This window comes from Brevibacillus parabrevis (assembly GCF_003710905.1).
GTDB lineage: Bacteria > Bacillota > Bacilli > Brevibacillales > Brevibacillaceae > Brevibacillus > Brevibacillus parabrevis.
In genome coordinates, this window is sequence record NZ_RHHV01000008.1 from 243,537 (window position 1) to 262,111 (window position 18,575).

Here is an 18,575-nt window from a genome sequence, read left to right on the forward strand (position 1 = left end):
GAGGAAAACGAATGGAAGCCTATTACGGGGAAATTCGCATTTTTACAGGAAAGTTCGCTCCAAGAGGCTGGGCTTTTTGCGATGGAGCCTTAATGCAAATTCGGCAGAATACCGCTCTGTACGCCATCCTGGGCACCAGATTTGGCGGAGATGGCATAAACACCTTTGCTCTGCCCAATTTGCAAGGGGCGGCACCTATGCACCATGGAGCAGCGCCGGATTTGACGCCGCGAACGATTGGCGAGCAGGGCGGGAGCAGCGAGGTCGGACTGACGATTCAGGAGATGCCTGCGCATACGCACATTCCCAATGCAGCGGAAAAGCCGACGACGAACAATCCGGACGGGATGATCTGGGCGAACACGGAAGGCAGAGGACGTGTCTTTGCCTATGGAGCGCCGAACGCTTCGGAGCAGACTCCTTTCAGCCAAGCCGCGATTTCAGTTGCGGGTGAAGGAATGCCGCACAACAATCGACAGCCGTTTTTGGGTGTTCACTATATCATTTGTCTGGAAGGCGAATTTCCACAAAAGCCGTAACAAAAGCCTGATCTCAAAAAGAAGTGCCAGATGCGAAGCTGCCCTGCATCTGGCACTTGCTTTGTCCGATTGACCTATTGTAAGATGACAGAATATTACTGCGATACCGTTTCCTTGGGGTGATTTGATGCAGATGCCTGTCCATGATTCATCCTCGATCTCTGTCTCTGTTCAATTGAAAGAGCAACTAAAAAGTTTGATGGAACAACGAATTTATCAGCCACGCGAAACATTGCCAGCAGTCCGTGCGCTATCCGGCTTTTTGCGGCTGAATCAGGATACCGTGCAAAAGGCGTACGAGGCGCTGAAAGCAGAGGGCTACGTCACGATTGGAAACGATGGCGAAGCAGTGGTTGCGGACCCGCTCCCGAGAAAAAGCGGAATGCCCGCTGCGAGTGGCATTTCTTCGCGAGAGCAGCAGAAGGATGCCGCTGTTTCACCGCCCGTTTCAGGAAAGCCGGGACATCCGGCCAGCTTCAAGCGGGAGGAAAGGACGAAGCCAGCGATCCTGTTTGCCGAGTGCAATGTCGTGCAAGTGCAGGAGTACGCAGTCGAGCTGGAAAAAGCGACAGGCTACACGGTGAAGCCATGCCTGATCAAAGACTTGGACCAGTTTGCCACAAGCATCGTGAACGGCTACTACGATCTCGTCGTCACGACGTTTTTGCATATAGAAGAAGTGCAAAAATGGCTGGATCGTCTGGAAGGAGACAACGTGCCGATCGTCATCGGCTGCCTCCTGGATTCCAATCTCCAGTCGATCCGCGAGCTTCAGCAATTGCCGCCCGGAAGCCTGGTCGGAATCGGAGGCACGACCTGGGAGGGGGCGCACAATTTCCGCCAGTCGATTATGAATGCCGGGATGACTCATCTGGAGCTTTTGGTCGGCACGATGGAGTACCCCTCATCCCTGGATGAAGTGCTGGCGGCCAAGCCCGAGCTGATTGTCTGCACCAGCATCGTCGGTGCTTATTTGAAAAGGCAGGCGCGTTTTTTGCCGCTGCTGATTGAAGATCGCTTCTTGAATGTCCAGTCGGTGCAGTACATTCAGCAATTCGTCGAAGGCTTCCGGCAGTGAGCAAAGCAAATCCCCGGACTTGTCCGCCGATCGTTATGGTATGATGAAGGGGAGAGCTTTTCCACAAAAGGAAAAAGAGGTGCTATCATGTCAGGATTCGGAATATTTCGTGAAGTAATCACATCGGAAACCCAATTGCGGGAAATTTTCGGAGAGCCGAGCCGTCTGGTGCAAAACAAGGTGATTACCCAACTGGACGACCATTGCCGCAATTATATAGCCCAGTCGCCTTTTTTGATTATCTCGACTGCCGACGAAAAAGGAAACTGTGACGCATCCCCGCGCGGCGATGCTCCAGGCTTCGTGCACATCGTCGACGACCACCATCTGGTTATCCCGGAGCGCCCGGGCAACAAGCGGATGGATTCGATCACCAACATCCTCGTGAATCCGCACATCGGCCTGATTTTTTTGATTCCGACCTTGGAAGAAACGCTGCGGATCAACGGTCGGGCGTGCATCATCCAGGATCAGGATATTTTGGAGAAAATGGCGGTCAAAGGCAAGGTGCCGACGCATGGAATCGGCGTGCAAGTAGAAGAATGTTACGCCCATTGCGCCAAGGCGTTCATGCGCTCCGGGCTGTGGAAGCCGGACACGTGGCCTGAGGCTGGAACGACCCCGGATATCGCCAAAATGATCGCGGATCATGTGAAGATGCCCGGTTTAGGGGCGAAAGAAGTGGCTGAGGGATTGCAGGATAGCTATAAAAATCGGTTGTACTAAAAGGTGGGCTTTTTGCCAGCTTGTATGAGACAAGTTTTCCGATCGACCAACCTGTGATATACTTTCTTAATGTAAGTACATAAACAGCGTTAGTCGGGAGGAGATCGGATGGCAACAAAAATCACGGATCGTTCCGTTTTGAACAACGGAGTGGAAATGCCTTGGTTGGGCCTGGGTGTCTGGAAAGCAAAGGAAGGCAACGAAACAGTGGCAGTCCGCTCGGCTATTGAGGCGGGTTACCGCAGTGTGGACACGGCAGCTGTCTACGGCAACGAAGAAGGCGTAGCAGAAGGTATCCGTCAGGCGGGAATCGATCGCGATCAGCTGTTCATCACGACAAAGGTTTGGAATGCGGATCAAGGCTATGAGTCGACGCTCAAAGCTTTTGACGTGAGCATGAAAAAGCTGAAGCTCGACACGCTTGATTTGTACCTGGTCCACTGGCCGGTAAAAGACAAGTTCGTGGACACGTGGAAAGCCTTGGAAAAGCTGTATCGGGACGGCTACGTGCGCGCAATCGGCGTGAGCAATTTCCACATTCACCATCTGGAGGAGCTGCGCAAGCACAGCGAAATTACGCCGGTTGTCAACCAGGTCGAATACCATCCGCTGCTCACGCAAAAGGAGCTGCATGCGTACTGCAAGGATTGCGCTATCCAGCTGGAGGCGTGGAGTCCGCTGATGCAAGGAAACCTCGATCATCCGCTGCTGGTGGAACTGGGACAAAAATACGGCAAATCGCCTGCGCAAATCGTCATTCGTTGGGATTTGCAAAACGGGGTCGTCACAATCCCGAAATCGATCACGCCTGCTCGGATTGAGCAAAATGCCGACGTCTTTGATTTTGCGTTGAGCGCGGAAGACGTGGACAAAATCAGTGCGTTGAACGAGAACAAGCGCTTTGGGCCAGACCCGGACAACTTCGATTTCTAAAATCACGGTGATAATAGCAGGGGGCTGTCCCGAACGTCTCGCGCAGACGAAGGGGATGTGCCCCTTTTCTTTTGCCTTTTCCTGGTCGAACAAGATCAAGGCAAGGCGTGCTCAAAAAAGGCAAAGCCCCCGCCGGACGATTTCGTCCCGATCAGGAGCTTATGCCCGGTTTATCTGCGCCTGCGATAGGCAACGATCGTTCTGTACATGCTTTTGTCCGCGAGCTTCAAAAATAGAGAGATGTCAGGACGCAAGTTTGCTTCAATGATCCACACCCGTCCTTTTGCATCGACGCCCATGTCCAGGCCGAAAACGCGCTGACTTGTATAGTAGCGGGACAGACGCTGGGCAGCGAGCAGAGCAACCTGCCGCATGCGGGCGATGACGGCAGCAGGAGAAGCGCCGCGAATGTTCGAGCGGTGGAGGGCTGTGGAGAGCGGGAGCACTTTGCCGCCGCTGCGCTTGATGTTGGTAATGATATAGCCGCGTCCGGCCACTTTGGCAAGCATTCCGGTCACGACCCACGGCTGACCGCTTTTTCGCTGCACCATGACTCTGACGTCAAACAAAGATCCGCTGACGCGAGCCAAAGAGATGCCTCGCTGCACGAGATAGCGGCTGTTAATTTTTTTGCGCAAATACTTGTAGGTCGATTTTTTGCTGTGCTTGGTCTTGCGTTTGGCACCGCGCTGGATGCGGTATTTGCTGCGGCCCAGTCCGGTTACGAGAATGACTCCGGCTCCGCCGCTGCCTGCGGCTGGCTTGGCGATCACTTTGCTGTAGCGATCGAGGAAATCGTACAAGGCGCGTTTGGAAAAGGGACGCGTGCGCGGCAATGCGCCGGACAGGGTGGAGCTTGCGCGCAAGACGTAGTATTTGGTAAGCTTGGACTCGCTTTTTTTGCCCAAAGAGGTCATTCCCCCAATCGAAATATGAAACGTCTTTTGCTTCTTCATAATGTATGTGCAGCTTGTTTCAGCGCTTGTGGGAATGTCCTTGCTGTCAAAAAATAGGTAGGATATGGCGGGGAGGGCGAAGATTCGCTCTTTACTATGCCTTTAATTTTTGTATACTGAAAAGTAGCATATTTGTTTCATCAGATGAAACGAACGGAACCAAGTAGGAAGAAGGGGTAAGAAACAATGGATGAACAAAAAGCAAACGTTCGCTCTGTCGAACGTGCTTTGGATATCCTGCTCTGTTTTACGGACGCCACAGACCTTGGGCTTAGTGAGATATCGAGTCGCCTTTCCTTGCATAAAAGCACCGTGCATCGTCTGCTGGCGACGCTGGAGAACAAGGGCTTTCTCATCCGTGATGTTCAGACGGAGAAATACCGGCTGGGCTTTCGAATCTGGGAGCTTTCGGCCAATTTGACGCATAACGATGATCCGGCTACGCTTCTCTTGCCTGAGATGGAGAGATTGCGGGATTTGGTCGAAGAAACAATCAGCCTGTATGTGCGGGATGGAAACGAGCGGATACGTATTCAGGCTGTGCAGAGCAGACAACCGATTCGCCGGGTCGCTCCGATCGGGGCGCGCATGCCACTGGCTGTGGGAGCGTCCAGCAAGGTGTTGGTGGCTTATGCCGATCCGTATGTGCTGGAGCAAGTCTTGAACGATCCGAACTGGCCCGACTTCGTGAATCAGGAAGCGTACATCGAGCAGCTCGACCAGATCAGAAGACAAGGATTTGCCACCAGTGTGGAGGAACGGGAGCTTGGGACAGCGGCGGTCGCGGTTCCGATCTTCAACCGCAACGGGCAGCTTGTCGCATCGATTGCGGCTTCTGGCCCGTCCAATCGTCTGACACCGGAAAAAATGAGCCAGTACGCGCCGTACATTATGGAAGCAGCCTATCGCATGGGAAAAATGATGAAATAACGCCAAAAGCCAACACAGCTTCTGCTCAAGGAGCGTGTTGGCTTTTGGCTATTTGCGGTAGCTAAATTCCGTTTGCAGGACGCGCCAGAAAGACTGGACGGCGTTGTCGGCGAGAAAGCGCTCCCCGCGCGACCGCACGTACGCGCTCATGTCCGCGTAATAGGCCGGGTTGCGCAGCTTTTCGTAATGAAAAGCGATGTCGTGGGCATCTTGCACGAAAAGGGGATACGCTTCTCCGAGCAGAGCGAGATTGCCGATCGTCCGGGTCGTCAGCACGGGTACGCCGAGCGCCATGCATTCGATGATCCGCGACAAGTAGGAGTGGGACGGGTTTTGGTCCGGAGTGTTGTCGTAGAGCAGCGCAATGCCGATCCCGCTCTGGACGATCATTTTTTTCGTCGCCCACATCGATTTTTGCCCGTGGTCGGCTACTCCGGGCGTGCGCAGCAGAAGCCGCGCTTTCTTTTGATAGCTCCCGACGATGGACGGGTAAAGGACGCGCAGCTTCGCCTGCGGAACCGATTTGCGGATCAGGCGGATCGCTTTGGTGGCTACAGCAAGTCCATAGCGTGGTCGGATGACGCCTGCCCAGATCAGGTGCAGCGGATCTCCCGGCTGACGGATGAGCGCCCCGTCTTCCTGATGCTCGACAAACTGGGGCAGCACCTGGATTTTGCGGTTCAGTTCCTTTTCCGCGTATTTGGCTTTGCTTAACTGGTAGCGGCGATAGCGCTCGGCATTCGGCTCGGTCTGGAAAAAAACGACGCGGGAATGCTGAAAGATGTGATCCAGCCTGCCCATGATGTACGGATCGCGCAAGTTGTACTGGACGGCCAAATACAGCAGCTTTTTGCCGAGGGACGGCTTTTTTTCCACCAGATGAAACGCTTCGTTGCGGCCGCGGATAAACAAAAAGTCGTAGTTGTGCTTTTGGTCGCGGGCAATGAGGTCGTCGACGAGCTGGTCGGATTTGTAAAAGCGGACGTGTTCAAACGTAAAGCCGCCCATCCCGTTGCGAAACTGAAAGGGGAGGACGCAGTCGAGCACGTACCGCTTGCGTTCGTTTGCCCCAAGCTTCGCCACTTTGCGGTCGAGGGAGCGCAGCAAAATAAAAAATTGCAGGACGTTCCCCTTTGGCTTGAACTCGATGAGATTGCAGGAAAAACAAATTCTCACGGGGGATTCTCTCCTTCAACAAGGCTCTTTCCCTATCGTATGGGTTTTTGGGCCATTGGCTACTGGGGGAGGAGAAATCAGCAAGCGATTTTGAGTTTTGTTTACTCTAATATAAAACTTTACTAAAGTTAACTTAAGTGCTATCCTAGTCTTGGGTGTAACTGGAAGGGAAGGAAACAATGGCTGAAACGATTTCGTTGCGTGAGAAAAAGAAAGCGAAGACGAAGCTCGCCTTGCTGGAGGCAGCGCTTGCGCTGATCAACGAAGGCACATTCCGCAGCGTGCTTGTGGATGACATATGCGCGCAGGCAGAAGTCTCCAAGGTGACCTTTTTCAAATTTTTCCCGCAAAAAGAAGAGCTGCTGATTTATTTTATGAGCATTTGGCAGGTGCGGTGTTACAAAGAGCTGGCAGACAACGGGAAGCGAGGCTTTGCCGCCGTGCGCCACGCTTTTTCCATGGTAGCGGAATATGCGGAAAAGCAGCCTGGAATCATGCTCAGCCTGATCAGCTTTCTCGCCGAGCAAAAGATGCATCCGTGCGTTCCGGCACTGTCGGAGGCGGAACTGTCCTTGCTGTTCCCCGATGTCGAAGCGGCGCAGCGAGCTGAAATCGGCGGCAAGAACATGCACCAGATTTTTGAGCAGTGTGTGCAGGAAGCGCGCGAAGACGGACAGTTGGTTGCTCATGTCAGCAACGAAGAGGCAGTCGTTTTGTTATTCTCGATGTTTTACGGAGCGTATTTGTCGGCGCATTTGTTTCATTCTGATGATTTCATGGCTTACTATGAGCTTCATCTCAAAACGTTGACAAGGTAGGGGATTGCAGATGGCAAACGTAATGCCAGGGCGGTATACGGCAAAAGTGGATGGGTCTTATGTGGTGTTCATTATCGGTATGCGAATCAACCAGCTGCTGGCTGTGCACAAATGGGTTCCGGTGGCGAAGGCGATGGGCGGGATGATGCAGGAACTGTATCAAAATCCCGAACTCGGGTTTTTGGGCAGCCGCTCCAGCGTCAACATGCGGACGATTACGCAGATTCAATATTGGCGGTCGTTTGAGCATTTGGAAAAGTATGCGCGGCATGCGCCCCTTCACCTGACAGCGTGGCGAAAATTCAATCAGGCGGTAGGGACGGATGGCTCGGTAGGGATTTATCACGAGACGTATCTGGTGGAAGCAGGGAACTACGAGTGCGTGTACGTCAATATGCCTGCTTTTGGCCTGGGAGAAGTGGGAGAGCTGGTTCCCGCCACAGGCAAGCGGGAATCAGCCCGACAGCGAATCAACAAAGAATAAGCGCGTCGGCAAGCCTATTCGTTTACGAGACGAAGCAGCCATTCTTTGAGATCGACGATGCGGTTCGTTTTCGGTCGGCTATCCGTCCCGGTGACCAAGAGCGGGACGAGTGAATCGACTTCATGCAGCGAGCCGTGTGCAGCACCTCCCAGATGGGCAGGAGAGCTTTCTGTCGCCAGCTCGTAGCCAGGCTGGGCGGTGACAACCACGTAGCGCCCAGGATGGGAGTTCAGGGCACCGTTCAGCCTGGCAAGCACGTCGGGGTATTTTCCGTACGTGATGCGCTTTTTTGCCCGCTTGATATCGAGCACGCTCGCGTCACCCTGCAAGCTCCACGACTGCCCGTACTCATCTTGAAAAGGCCCGCCTGGCTTGTACGTCACCCGGCGTTTGCCATCGCTTCCGCCAGCGGAGACGACGATGGACGATCCTTCTTTGCGCGCGATGATATCGAGCCTCGGCTCGCGCTGAAGCTGAGTGACGAGCGCAGAGAGGGAGAGTTTTGGATCAAGGGCGTACACATACGCCATCCGTTCATTGGCGGCGATGACGACCTGGTCATTCGCTTGCGGAGGACGGCTGATCGGGGGGATGAGAAAAGGCGCGAGCAAGCTGCGCAGGTCGATAATAGCGGCTTGCCGATCCGCTTTTACCGCGCTTTGTGCGCTGTCTCCCATGACGATCCAACGCACTTCCTCGACCGCCTGGTCCCACGATCCAAAAGTATCAAGCAGACTTTGCAGCGCCTTGTCCGCATTTTCAATCCCGTCTATCGTCGCTGGCCCCTTTTTGTGGACCTCTGCGTCATTTTCCGGCAAGTAGGCAATGGTCAGCGGAGGCAGTCGGCTATGATCGATCAAAAAGGCGGTTTCCTGCGCAGAGAACTCATCGTTCATGCCGTATTTGCGCCAGATTCGCGTGTGCCGCTTTTGATTCGGATCGAGTTGGGCAAAGGCGGCGTAGGACATGAATGTCGGTCCCGTAACCGAAAGCTCGCCGGGAAGTTGAGCGGCCACCTCGATCAGATGGGGGATTTTCAAGGTATGGGCTGTTTTTCCGCGCCAGACAATCGCATTGATGGAAGCAGAGTCTTTGCCCAGGTCCGCGAGTTCTTCGTGGAGCGTTTTTGTGTCTTTGCTCAACTGGGTTTGGTTCAATTGCTGAATGGCATCGAGCAGCACTTGCGGCTGGTCGATTTTCAGCGCTTCTTTCGGGCCGTATCCGTAGTAAATCATCCGGTTTTCCGCTTCGCTGTACCAGGAAAGTCCGGGGATGTGGTGGCGATCGGCGTAGCTTCCTGTGAGCAGCGTGCTGTCGATGGTGACAGACATCGTGGGAAAAGAACTGACGATGCGCGGGAAATAGTGTCCTTTTGCCTGCAAAAAAGCCAGGGCAGGAGCGCGGCCTTGGCGGATGGCTTCTTGCAGGGGCTTGTCCATTAACGAATCGATCAGGATGACCACGACTGGCTTATGCGCCTGAACCGAGCCGTCGTCAGAAAGCGGGGCTGGCCCCTTTTTCTCCTGGAGCTGAAATGGTTCACCAGCCTTGCAGCCGAAAAGGGGCAGGCTGAGCAGCAAAAAGGCAAGAATGGCGCAGGTCCATCGTGACTTCATGGGTTCAATCCAATCCTTTCCATGGCAAGATTCTCTTATGTTTTGTTGCTGGCGGCTAATCTATGCGAAAAAACTCCCCTGCTGACAGCGGGTGCTGTTCGTACAGGGGAGTGGGCAAGCGGTTATCCTTTTGGCAGCAAATGCGTGATTTCCACGACTTCTCCTTTGACCAAAAACAAGCGCGGGATGCGGTTGCTTAAAGTAGCCACGACTTCGTAGTTGATCGTTCCGAGCATTTCCGCGATTTCATCCACGGTAATTTCTCCGCCTTCTTGCTTGCCGTACAGGACGATTTCCTCGCCTTGCTTCGCTTTTCGCTCACCGAGACTGACCATCAGCTGATCCATCGTCACGCGCCCGGCAATGGGCATGCGCTTGCCTTTGTACAACACAAACCCGCGGTTCGACAAAGCGCGCGAGTAGCCGTCGGCATAACCGATGGGAATCGTTCCGATGACTTCGCCTTTTTTCGCTATGTACGTCGCTCCATAGCTGATCGTGTACGGTTCCGACAGCATCGTTTTCACATACGAAAAACGCGACTTCAAACTGAGCGCGGGCACGAGCCTGATGCGATTCAGGCTGCGAATGTAAGCGGACGGATACAGTCCGTACATGCCGATGCCGAGGCGAATCATATCTGCGCTGTAATCCGGATAGGCGATGGCGGCGGCTGTGTTGCACATGTGTACGGTCGGGAGCTTGAACCCGTGTTGCTCCAAATAGCGCAGGCCATTGACGAATAGCTCGTGCTGTAGCTTGGTCAAGGTGTGGTCGGCTTCATCGGCGGTGGAAAAATGGGTGAAAATGCCATTCCAGTGCAAGTCCGGGCTGGCCTCCAATGCTTTTACGACGGAGAGCAGATTTTTCTTTGTCCGTACGCCAAGACGTCCCATCCCTGTGTCCATATTGACGTGAATGTTCAGGCGGCCGCTGAAATCGGATGCGCGGACGATTTTTTGCGCTTCTTTGATCCAGTCTACCTGGAAGGCGGATAGCTCGATATTCCAGGCGAGTGCTTCCTTGACGCGTGAGAGCGGGGTGAATCCAAGCACAAGGATCGGGGCGGTGATTCCCGCCTGGCGCAGGACAATGCCTTCCTCGATGATCGCGACAGCAAGAGAGGTTGCTCCGTACTGCAGAGCGTGGCGGGCAACGCCTACCGAACCATGTCCGTAAGCGTTCGCCTTGACCACCGCCATGATTTTCGTCTGCTTGGGAATATAGCGACGGAACGCCCGAATATTTTTCTTGATCGCATCGAGATTGACTTCGATCCACGTTTCTCGAAACAACTGTTTCACAGTATGTTCCTCCCCATTTGGTGAAATGAGAAATCCTGCTTTTTCCATAAATATTCGCTGCCCCTGCTGCTTAGGCGTGGCCTGCTTTTCGCGAAGCAAATAAAAGCAGGCCATCGGATCAATGGCCTGTACAGGGTGTGGCGACTTAAAAAGCTGGGAGGTTGTCCAGGTTGTTTTCCTTGATGCCGTCAGGCTCGCTGCGCAAAATATCCCGTCCGTACTTGTGAAACACGTCCACATGCGCCAGGTTCCCCGCCTTGGCCTCCTGCAAAGCGGTGAGGTAATCCAGCTCCCTTCCCGAGTTTGTTTTGAAGGCGATCAAATCGCCATCGTCATTTTTGCGCACGGCAACAATTTGCTCTTTGCCCGCAGCAGACGGGAGGTAGCCCTGGTCGCTTTCGCGCAAAGCCTGTTGCTCGCCTGCCGCTTTGTATTCCGCATAAATTTGTTCGAAGTTTTGCTCGCTCATGATCGTATCCCTCCTTCCCTATAAGGGTGGCTCAAGCGGGAAGAGAACATGCATTCGTTTTACAGCGACGATTTTCACCTATTGACAGTCGCTGCTAACAGGATTATATTTTGACTGACACGAAAGTCAATGAAAAAAGGGGGGAGCAGCTCGTGCCTCGCTCAAAGGAGCAGAACGAAGAAATTCGCGCCCAGCGAAAGGAAGCGATCATGCAGGGCGCTCTTGCTGTTTATGTGGAAAAGGGCTACGCAGCCGCAGATATCAAGGATGTGGCTGAGCATGCCGGAGTAGCCAGAGGATTGGTGTATTACTACTACAAAGACAAGCGCTCGTTGTTTCGCGATTTGTTTGCGCATATGTTTCAGCTCTCCAACAAGCATACCCGCTATCATTTTTCGCAGGAAGGGACAGCGGTAGAACTGTGCAAACAGTTTGCCCTCGTCATGTTCCACAATTTGTTTGAACGCTCTTTGCATGTCATGTTCTTTTTTCGCATGCGCCATGATTTGCGTGAGCTGTTTACGGGGGAAGAACTGCGTGGGCTGATGTGGCGCGACAACAATTTGCAAGTCATGGTAGATGCGCTCCGCCAAGGGATGGAGGCAGGCGATGTGCGTCAAATGTCGCCGGAGTTGCTCGCGGAGCAGTTTTGGGGAGCGATGATGCACGCGATGGGTTATTTGCACCGGAAAAAGAAGAACTTGCGCGCGGACGGACATGATATGGAACAAATCAAGGCGTTGCTCACGGATGAGATTGAAGCGGCAACTGAATCGTGCGTCTCCATGCTCCGGCCTTAACCGCGCATGTAGCTGAAGGACAAAAGGAGGATTTTTTTGCTGAAATTATTGCGTTATTTACGGCCATACCGTCAGATGGTCTTTCTGACGATGTTGTTTATGTTGCTTCAGTCGATTGCGAACTTGTATCTCCCGACGTTGATGTCACATATCGTCAACGAAGGGATCGTGAAGGAAAATACGGCTTATATATGGACAACGGGCGGCTTCATGCTGCTTGTCTCGGCAGGCGCTGCAGTTTTGTCTGTCGCGGCCAGCTACATGGCATCCCGTTCTGCTTCCGGTTTCGGGATGCGGATACGCAGCAGCGTGTTCAGTCATATTGAACGGTTCTCGCTGGAGGAGTTCGACAAGCACGGGACCGCTTCGCTGATCACGAGAACGACCAATGACATTGCCCAAGTCCAGCAGGTGCTGAACATGATGTTGCGGATGATGGTCATGGCTCCGATGATGTGCATCGGCGGGATCATCATGGCTTTGTCCAAAGACGCGGAGCTGTCCATCGTCATCATTGTGGCGATTCCGATTTTGGTCCTGGCGATTTTCGGGATCGGCTCGAAAGGGATTCCGTATTTCAAAGCCATGCAAGGCAAAATCGACAAGCTCAATCTCGTGCTGCGCGAGTCGTTGACAGGCATCCGCGTCGTGCGGGCTTTCAATCGGATTGAGCACGAGCGGGGACGCTTCAATCGCGCGAACGAAGATTTGACTGCGACAGCGATCAGAGCCAACCAGATCATGGCTGGGATGATGCCTGTCATGATGCTGATGATGAATGCCACTTCGATTGCGATCATCTGGTTTGGCGGATTGCGGATTAGCACGGGCCATATGCAAGTAGGCGATTTGATGGCCTTTTTGCAGTATGCGATGCAAATTTTGTTTTCCTTGATGATGGCGTCGGTGATGTTCAGCATGGTGCCGAGAGCTTCCGCTTCAGCGGCGCGGATTCACGACGTGCTCTCGACTGAGCCGGTCATCGTCGACCGCGAGCAGGCAAGTGTAGGGAAAGCAAGCGCAGGGGGAGACGTCGTTTTTGACCAAGTGACGTTCCGCTATCCAGGCGCAGAAAAGCCCGCCCTCTCCGACATTTCTTTCGTGGCCCGGCGTGGACAGGTGACGGCCGTGATCGGGGGAACCGGTTCGGGGAAAAGCACGCTTGCCAGCCTGATCCCGCGCTTTTACGATGTCGAGAGCGGGTGTGTTCAAGTAGGCGGCATGGATGTGCGCGACTGGCCGCAAAGCGAGCTGCGGACAAATATTGGCTTCGTGCCGCAAAAGGCTCTGCTGTTCACCGGGACGATTGCGGACAATATTCGTTACGGAAAAGAAGAGGCGACAACAGAGGAAATCCGGCACGCACTGGACATTGCCCAAGCCACAGACTTTATCGAGAACATGCCGGACGGATTGGATACGGTGCTCTCGCAGGGCGGAGCCAATTTGTCCGGCGGGCAAAAGCAGCGGCTTTCGATTGCCCGGGCGCTCGTTCGCCAGCCGGGCGTCTACATTTTTGACGACAGCTTTTCGGCGCTTGATTTCAAAACAGATGCCAAGCTGAGAGCTGCCTTGAAAAGCGAAACGCAGGAGGCGACGGTCATCATCGTGGCACAGCGGGTCAACACGGTGATGGACGCTGACCAAATCATCGTGCTGGAGGAAGGCAGAGTGGCGGGGAGCGGCACACACCGCGAGCTGCTTGCTACCTGTAGCATCTACCAGGAGATTGTCACATCCCAACTGACAGAGGAGGAACTCGCATGAAGGAAAATCAACAACGACCTCCCCAAGGGCCAGGCGGGCAAAGGCCGATGGGCTTCGGCGGGCCTGGAATGCTGACAATGCCTGGTCAGAAGGCAAAAGATTTCAAAGGGACGCTGCGCCGCTTGCTCGGCTATTTGAAGCCGTATCGCTTCCAGCTGTTCATCGTCTTTTTGACCGCTGCACTCAGTACGATTTTCGGCATTCTCAGTCCGAAGCTGCTGGGGAATGCAACGACTACGATTTTCGAAGGGTTCATGGGCAAGGTAAAGGGAGTACCTGGGGCGACGTTCGATTTTTCTGCGATCTGGCAAATTATCGTGACGCTGATCGGGCTGTATTTGTTTTCGTCTCTGTTTGCCTATATTCAGCAATACGTGATGGCTTCTGTCGCGCAAAAGACCGTGTATGCTTTGCGCAAAGAAGTAAATGAAAAGCTGGCGCGGCTGCCGCTGAAATACTTTGACGAGCGCACGCATGGCGAGATCATGAGCCGGGTCGTCAACGATGTGGATACGATCAGCGGGACGTTGCAGCAAAGCTTGACGCAGACGATCACGTCGATCATCACGCTGGTGGGGGTAGTCGTCATGATGCTGACGATCAGTCCGCTGATGACAGTGATTTTGATGCTGACCTTGCCGCTTAGCGTCGTTGTGATCAAACTGGTGGCTTCCCGCTCGATGCCGCATTTCAAAGGACAGCAGCAAGCGCTCGGCGAACTGAACGGTCACGTGGAAGAAATGTACACAGGGCATAAAATCGTCAAAGCGTTTGGCCGGGAAAAAAGCGCGATCGAGAAGTTCGATGCGATTAACGAAAAGCTGTATCAATCAGGCTGGAAGGCGCAGTTTCTTGCCGGGATCATGATGCCTTTGATGATGTTTGTCGGCAATATCGGATTTGTGCTTGTCTGTGTAGTCGGAGGCGTGCTCGTGACTCGCGGCAGTATCACGATCGGGGATGTGCAGGCGTTCATCCAGTACGCCCAGCAGTTTTCCCAGCCGATTACCCAAACGGCCAACATTGCGAACATCATCCAGTCAACGCTTGTCGCTGCCGAACGCGTTTTTGAAGTGCTGGACGCAGAAGAGGAGTCGGCAGATGAGCGCTCGGAAGCTGTCGCTGTCCGTTCGCAGGGGCATGTGCAGTTCGAACACGTGTCGTTTGGCTACAAGGAAGCGGAACCGCTGATCACGGATATGAACATCGATGTACAGCCAGGCATGACGGTGGCGATCGTCGGACCGACCGGGGCTGGCAAGACTACTTTGGTCAATTTGCTCATGCGCTTCTACGAGCTTGATGGCGGACGCATTACGATTGACGGACACGACATCCGCGATTTGCCGCGGGGCGAGCTGCGGAGCCAGTTTGGCATGGTGCTGCAGGACACGTGGCTGTTTAACGGAACGATCAAGGAAAATATCGCCTACGGACGGGCGGGGGCAAGCGACGCCGAGATCATCGAGGCGGCGAAAGCAGCACATGCCGACCATTTTGTGCGGACACTGCCGGAAGGATACGAGACGATGCTGAATGAGGAAGCATCGAATATCTCGCAAGGACAAAAGCAGCTTCTGACGATTGCCAGGGCGTTCCTCGCCGATCCGGCGATTTTGATTCTCGATGAGGCGACGAGCAGCGTCGATACCCGGACAGAGCTGTTGATTCAAAAAGCGATGGCTGGTCTGATGGAAGGACGAACGAGCTTTGTGATCGCCCATCGCCTGTCGACGATCCGCGATGCCGATATGATTCTCGTCATGAACAAGGGCACGGTGATCGAGCAGGGGAATCACGCAGAACTGCTGGCGCAGGGCGGTTTCTACGCCGATTTGTACAACAGCCAGTTTTCGCAAGACAGCGAGCCGCAGGTAAGCTAATAAAAGTGCGGGATTCTTCCCAGCCTCCGCTGGCAAAGCTCCGTGACACTTGAACTGCTTTCTTTCCAAACCAAACGCCAGTAGAGTAGTAAATCAGTAACCACCACAGACTTTTTGTGGTGGTTTTTGTACGTGCTCCAGAACACGAAAAAGCAGGCCGCCGAAAACTCCGGGGCCTGCTTTTTTGGGTGGGTGCTGTTACGAACTTATTTGTGTCGCGAAAACTTACGCGTTTACTGGTTTGCCTTCGTCCAGCAGCTGGCGAAGAACGGTTTGCAGAATACCACCGTTGCGGTAGTAGTCTACGTCTACCATGGAGTCGAGACGAACGATTACTTCGAACTCGAACTTGCTGCCGTCTTGTTTGGTTGCTTCTACTTTTACGCGTTGGCCTGGCTGAACTTCGTCGGAGAGACCCAGGATGCTGAAGGACTCAGTGCCGTCGATGCCCAGGGACTTCCAGCTTTGGCCGTCAGCGAATTGCAGAGGCAGAACGCCCATACCTACGAGGTTCGCACGGTGGATACGCTCGAAGCTCTCAGCGATAACCGCTTTGATGCCCAAGAGGAAAGTACCTTTTGCTGCCCAGTCACGGGAAGAACCAGTACCGTACTCTTTACCAGCCAGTACAACGAGTGGAGTGCCGTCTGCTTGATACTTCATGGAAGCATCGTAGATGGACATAACTTCGCCGGATGGCAAGTATTTCGTTACGCCGCCCTCAGTGCCAGGAGCCACTTGGTTGCGGATACGGATGTTGGCAAACGTACCGCGCATCATGACATCGTGGCTACCACGACGAGCGCCGTAGGAGTTGAAGTCTTTGCGCTCTACGCCATTTGCTTGCAGATAAATACCTGCAGGGCTGGTTGGCGAGATGTTACCAGCTGGGGAGATGTGGTCAGTTGTCACAGAGTCACCGAACAGAGCGATGGTGTTCGCTGCTTTGATGTCTGCGATCGCTGCGATTTCGCCAGCAAGGTCTTTGAAGAATGGCGGTTCTTGGATGTAGGTGGATTTTTCGTCCCACTCGTACAGATCGCCAGTTGGAACGTCGATTTTGTTCCAAGCTTCGTTTTGTGTGAACACTTGGCCGTACTCGGCACGGAACAGGTCTGGGTTCATTGCTTTGCCCATTGCTTCCGAGATTTCTTGTGGAGTTGGCCAGATGTCTTTCAGGTAAACAGGCTCTCCGTCTTTGCCAGTACCGATTGGTTCTGTAGTCAGGTCGATGTCTACAGTACCAGCCAGTGCGTAGGCGATAACCAATGGAGGAGAAGCGAGGTAGTTCGCTTTTACCTGTGCATGGATACGTCCTTCGAAGTTACGGTTACCGGACAGAACAGCTGCTACTGTCAGGTCTTCGTCAGCGATTGCTTTGCTGGTTTCTTCCGGCAATGGACCGGAGTTACCGATGCAAGTGGTGCAACCGTAGCCGACTACGTTGAATCCGATCGCATCCAAAGAATCAATCAGACCAGCGTCAGTCAGGTATTGCGTTACGACGCGGGAACCTGGAGCCAGGGAGCTTTTCACGAAAGGAGGCTTTTTCAAACCTTTTTCCACTGCTTTTTTCGCCAGGATACCTGCACCCAGCATTACGCTAGGATTTGATGTATTGGTACAGGAAGTAATCGCTGCGATCACGACAGCACCTGTTTTCAGCGTAGCGGTTTCACCGTTTGGATAAGCAACTGGTGCGCTTGCTGCGATTTTCTCTTCGGAAAGACCAAATCCGCCTTTGTCGATTGGCGTACGGAGGCTGTTGTTGAAGGATTCCTTCATAGCAGTCAGCTCTACGCGGTCTTGCGGGCGTTTTGGACCAGCCAAGCTTGGTACGACAGTGGACAAATCCAGTTCCAATGTTTCGGAGAAGACTGGGTCTGGAGTGTCGTCGGTACGGAACAGACCTTGTGCTTTGGTGTAAGTTTCTACCAGAGAGATCAGGTCTTCTTCACGACCAGTTTGACGCATGTAGTTGAGTGTCTCCGCATCTACAGGGAAGAAGCCCATTGTAGCGCCGTACTCAGGAGCCATGTTTGCTACGGTAGCGCGGTCAGCCAGCGAGATGTTGGACAGGCCAGGGCCGTAGAACTCCACGAATTTACCTACCACACCTTTTTTACGCAGCATTTGCGTAACAGTCAGGGCGAGGTCAGTTGCTGTTGCACCAGCATTCAGGGTGCCAGTCAGTTTGAAGCCGACAACTTCTGGTGTTACGAAGTACAGAGGTTGACCGAGCATTCCTGCTTCTGCCTCGATACCACCGACACCCCAACCAAGAACACCAAGACCGTTGATCATAGTGGTGTGGGAGTCAGTACCTACCAGAGAGTCAGGGAAAGCAACGAGTTCGCCATCTACTTCGCGAGTAGCGATAACAGTTGCCAAGTACTCCAGGTTTACTTGGTGAACGATACCAGTAGCTGGAGGAACAGCACGGAAGTTGTCAAACGCTGTTTGCGCCCAACGCAGGAAACGGTAGCGCTCTTGGTTGCGTTCAAATTCGAGCTTCATGTTGTTGTCCAGAGCTGCTGCATTACCGAAATCGTCAACCATTACGGAGTGGTCGATTACGAGATCAACAGGCACGAGCGGGTTGATTCGTTTTGGATCTCCACCAGCGCGCTTCATCGCGATACGCATCGCTGCCAAGTCAACGACAGCAGGTACGCCTGTGAAGTCTTGCAGGACGATACGAGCTGGCATGAGTGGTACTTCTTGGTTTTCGTCGCGGCCTTTTGTCCAGGTCGCCAGTTGTTGTACGTGTTCTTTGGTGATCGCACGGCCATCGAACTGACGTACAGCAGCCTCAAGCAAAACTTTAATGGAGAACGGCAGTTTGGAAACATCGCCGAGTCCTTGTTCTTCCAATCCTTGCAGGCGATAGTACGCGAAAGACTTGTCGCCTACTTGCAGGGAAGATTTCACTTTGTAAGCATCTTGTTTAGCCAATGTATACAACCTCCCTATTGTAACTTGGGGTTTCATCTGGTGAAACGCAGTTTCGTTTCCTTATTACGAACTTATTATACTCGATTTGTTTCCCGGCTTCTACCCCAAATTCATCATTTATATACAAAAATGATGGGAGAA

At 53.4% G+C, this 18,575-nt stretch carries 16 protein-coding genes; 10 read left to right on the forward strand and 6 right to left on the reverse strand.

Annotated features, from left to right (window positions below; genetic code table 11):
- Positions 1 to 11: 11 nt before the first annotated feature.
- The 4 genes from EDM60_RS10700 to EDM60_RS10715 all read left to right on the forward strand — a co-directional run bounded on the left by EDM60_RS10700 (position 12) and on the right by EDM60_RS10715 (position 3,276).
- Positions 12 to 539, forward strand: coding sequence for a phage tail protein (locus EDM60_RS10700; RefSeq protein ID WP_122963975.1), 528 nt, complete (start codon positions 12 to 14; stop codon positions 537 to 539).
- Positions 540 to 672: 133 nt separating this feature from the next.
- A complete protein-coding gene (locus EDM60_RS10705) occupies positions 673 to 1,617 on the forward strand; it encodes a GntR family transcriptional regulator (RefSeq protein ID WP_233454100.1) in 945 nt (314 codons plus the stop codon).
- Positions 1,618 to 1,704: 87 nt separating this feature from the next.
- On the forward strand, positions 1,705 to 2,343 hold the full coding sequence (locus EDM60_RS10710; RefSeq protein WP_122963977.1) for a pyridoxamine 5'-phosphate oxidase family protein: 639 nt from the start codon (positions 1,705 to 1,707) through the stop codon (positions 2,341 to 2,343).
- A gap of 108 nt (positions 2,344 to 2,451) precedes the next feature.
- Positions 2,452 to 3,276 carry an aldo/keto reductase gene (locus EDM60_RS10715; protein WP_122963978.1) on the forward strand — a complete coding sequence of 275 codons (825 nt, stop codon included), beginning with the start codon at positions 2,452 to 2,454 and terminating at the stop codon, positions 3,274 to 3,276.
- 170 nt (positions 3,277 to 3,446) lie between these two features.
- Here the strand turns inward: EDM60_RS10715 and EDM60_RS10720 are convergent, their stop codons facing one another.
- Entirely contained in the window at positions 3,447 to 4,232 is a 786-nt protein-coding gene (locus EDM60_RS10720; RefSeq protein WP_229049719.1) for a YheC/YheD family protein, read from the reverse strand.
- 186 nt (positions 4,233 to 4,418) lie between these two features.
- Between EDM60_RS10720 and EDM60_RS10725 the strand changes: the two genes are divergently transcribed.
- Positions 4,419 to 5,162 carry an IclR family transcriptional regulator gene (locus EDM60_RS10725; protein ID WP_122963980.1) on the forward strand — a complete coding sequence of 248 codons (744 nt, stop codon included), beginning with the start codon at positions 4,419 to 4,421 and terminating at the stop codon, positions 5,160 to 5,162.
- 48 nt (positions 5,163 to 5,210) lie between these two features.
- Here the strand turns inward: EDM60_RS10725 and EDM60_RS10730 are convergent, their stop codons facing one another.
- Positions 5,211 to 6,338: a glycosyltransferase family protein gene (locus tag EDM60_RS10730; RefSeq protein WP_122963981.1), complete on the reverse strand. Its 1,128-nt coding sequence runs from the start codon at positions 6,336 to 6,338 to the stop codon at positions 5,211 to 5,213.
- Between the two features lie 179 nt (positions 6,339 to 6,517).
- Here EDM60_RS10730 and EDM60_RS10735 point away from each other — a divergent pair, with 179 nt between their 5' ends.
- A complete protein-coding gene (locus EDM60_RS10735; protein ID WP_122963982.1) occupies positions 6,518 to 7,156 on the forward strand; it encodes a TetR/AcrR family transcriptional regulator in 639 nt (212 codons plus the stop codon).
- Between the two features lie 10 nt (positions 7,157 to 7,166).
- Positions 7,167 to 7,640, forward strand: coding sequence for a DUF4188 domain-containing protein (locus EDM60_RS10740; protein WP_122963983.1), 474 nt, complete (start codon positions 7,167 to 7,169; stop codon positions 7,638 to 7,640).
- Between the two features lie 14 nt (positions 7,641 to 7,654).
- Here the strand turns inward: EDM60_RS10740 and EDM60_RS10745 are convergent, their stop codons facing one another.
- The 3 genes from EDM60_RS10745 to EDM60_RS10755 all read right to left on the reverse strand — a co-directional run bounded on the left by EDM60_RS10745 (position 7,655) and on the right by EDM60_RS10755 (position 11,029).
- Complete coding sequence (locus EDM60_RS10745; RefSeq protein ID WP_122963984.1) at positions 7,655 to 9,256, reverse strand: alkaline phosphatase family protein; 1,602 nt, start codon at positions 9,254 to 9,256, stop codon at positions 7,655 to 7,657.
- A 122-nt stretch (positions 9,257 to 9,378) separates the two neighbouring features.
- Positions 9,379 to 10,560: an alanine racemase gene (gene alr / locus EDM60_RS10750; RefSeq protein WP_122964071.1), complete on the reverse strand. Its 1,182-nt coding sequence runs from the start codon at positions 10,558 to 10,560 to the stop codon at positions 9,379 to 9,381.
- 145 nt (positions 10,561 to 10,705) lie between these two features.
- The gene (locus tag EDM60_RS10755) at positions 10,706 to 11,029 is read right to left on the reverse strand and encodes a DUF3892 domain-containing protein (RefSeq protein WP_122963985.1); all 324 of its coding nucleotides are present in this window, start codon (positions 11,027 to 11,029) and stop codon (positions 10,706 to 10,708) included.
- Between the two features lie 152 nt (positions 11,030 to 11,181).
- Between EDM60_RS10755 and EDM60_RS10760 the strand changes: the two genes are divergently transcribed.
- From EDM60_RS10760 to EDM60_RS10770, 3 genes are read left to right on the forward strand one after another with little or no spacing between them, the layout of a single operon-like run.
- Complete coding sequence (locus EDM60_RS10760) at positions 11,182 to 11,829, forward strand: TetR/AcrR family transcriptional regulator (protein WP_122964072.1); 648 nt, start codon at positions 11,182 to 11,184, stop codon at positions 11,827 to 11,829.
- Positions 11,830 to 11,865: 36 nt separating this feature from the next.
- On the forward strand, positions 11,866 to 13,596 hold the full coding sequence (locus EDM60_RS10765; protein ID WP_122963986.1) for an ABC transporter ATP-binding protein: 1,731 nt from the start codon (positions 11,866 to 11,868) through the stop codon (positions 13,594 to 13,596).
- Positions 13,593 to 15,479 carry an ABC transporter ATP-binding protein gene (locus EDM60_RS10770; RefSeq protein ID WP_279635069.1) on the forward strand — a complete coding sequence of 629 codons (1,887 nt, stop codon included), beginning with the start codon at positions 13,593 to 13,595 and terminating at the stop codon, positions 15,477 to 15,479. The genes EDM60_RS10765 and EDM60_RS10770 overlap by 4 nt, the downstream gene beginning before the upstream one ends.
- Positions 15,480 to 15,704: 225 nt before the next feature.
- On the opposite strand, the gene acnA is transcribed toward EDM60_RS10770, so the two are convergent.
- Positions 15,705 to 18,434, reverse strand: coding sequence for an aconitate hydratase AcnA (gene acnA / locus EDM60_RS10775; protein WP_122963987.1), 2,730 nt, complete (start codon positions 18,432 to 18,434; stop codon positions 15,705 to 15,707).
- Positions 18,435 to 18,575: the final 141 nt, after the last annotated feature.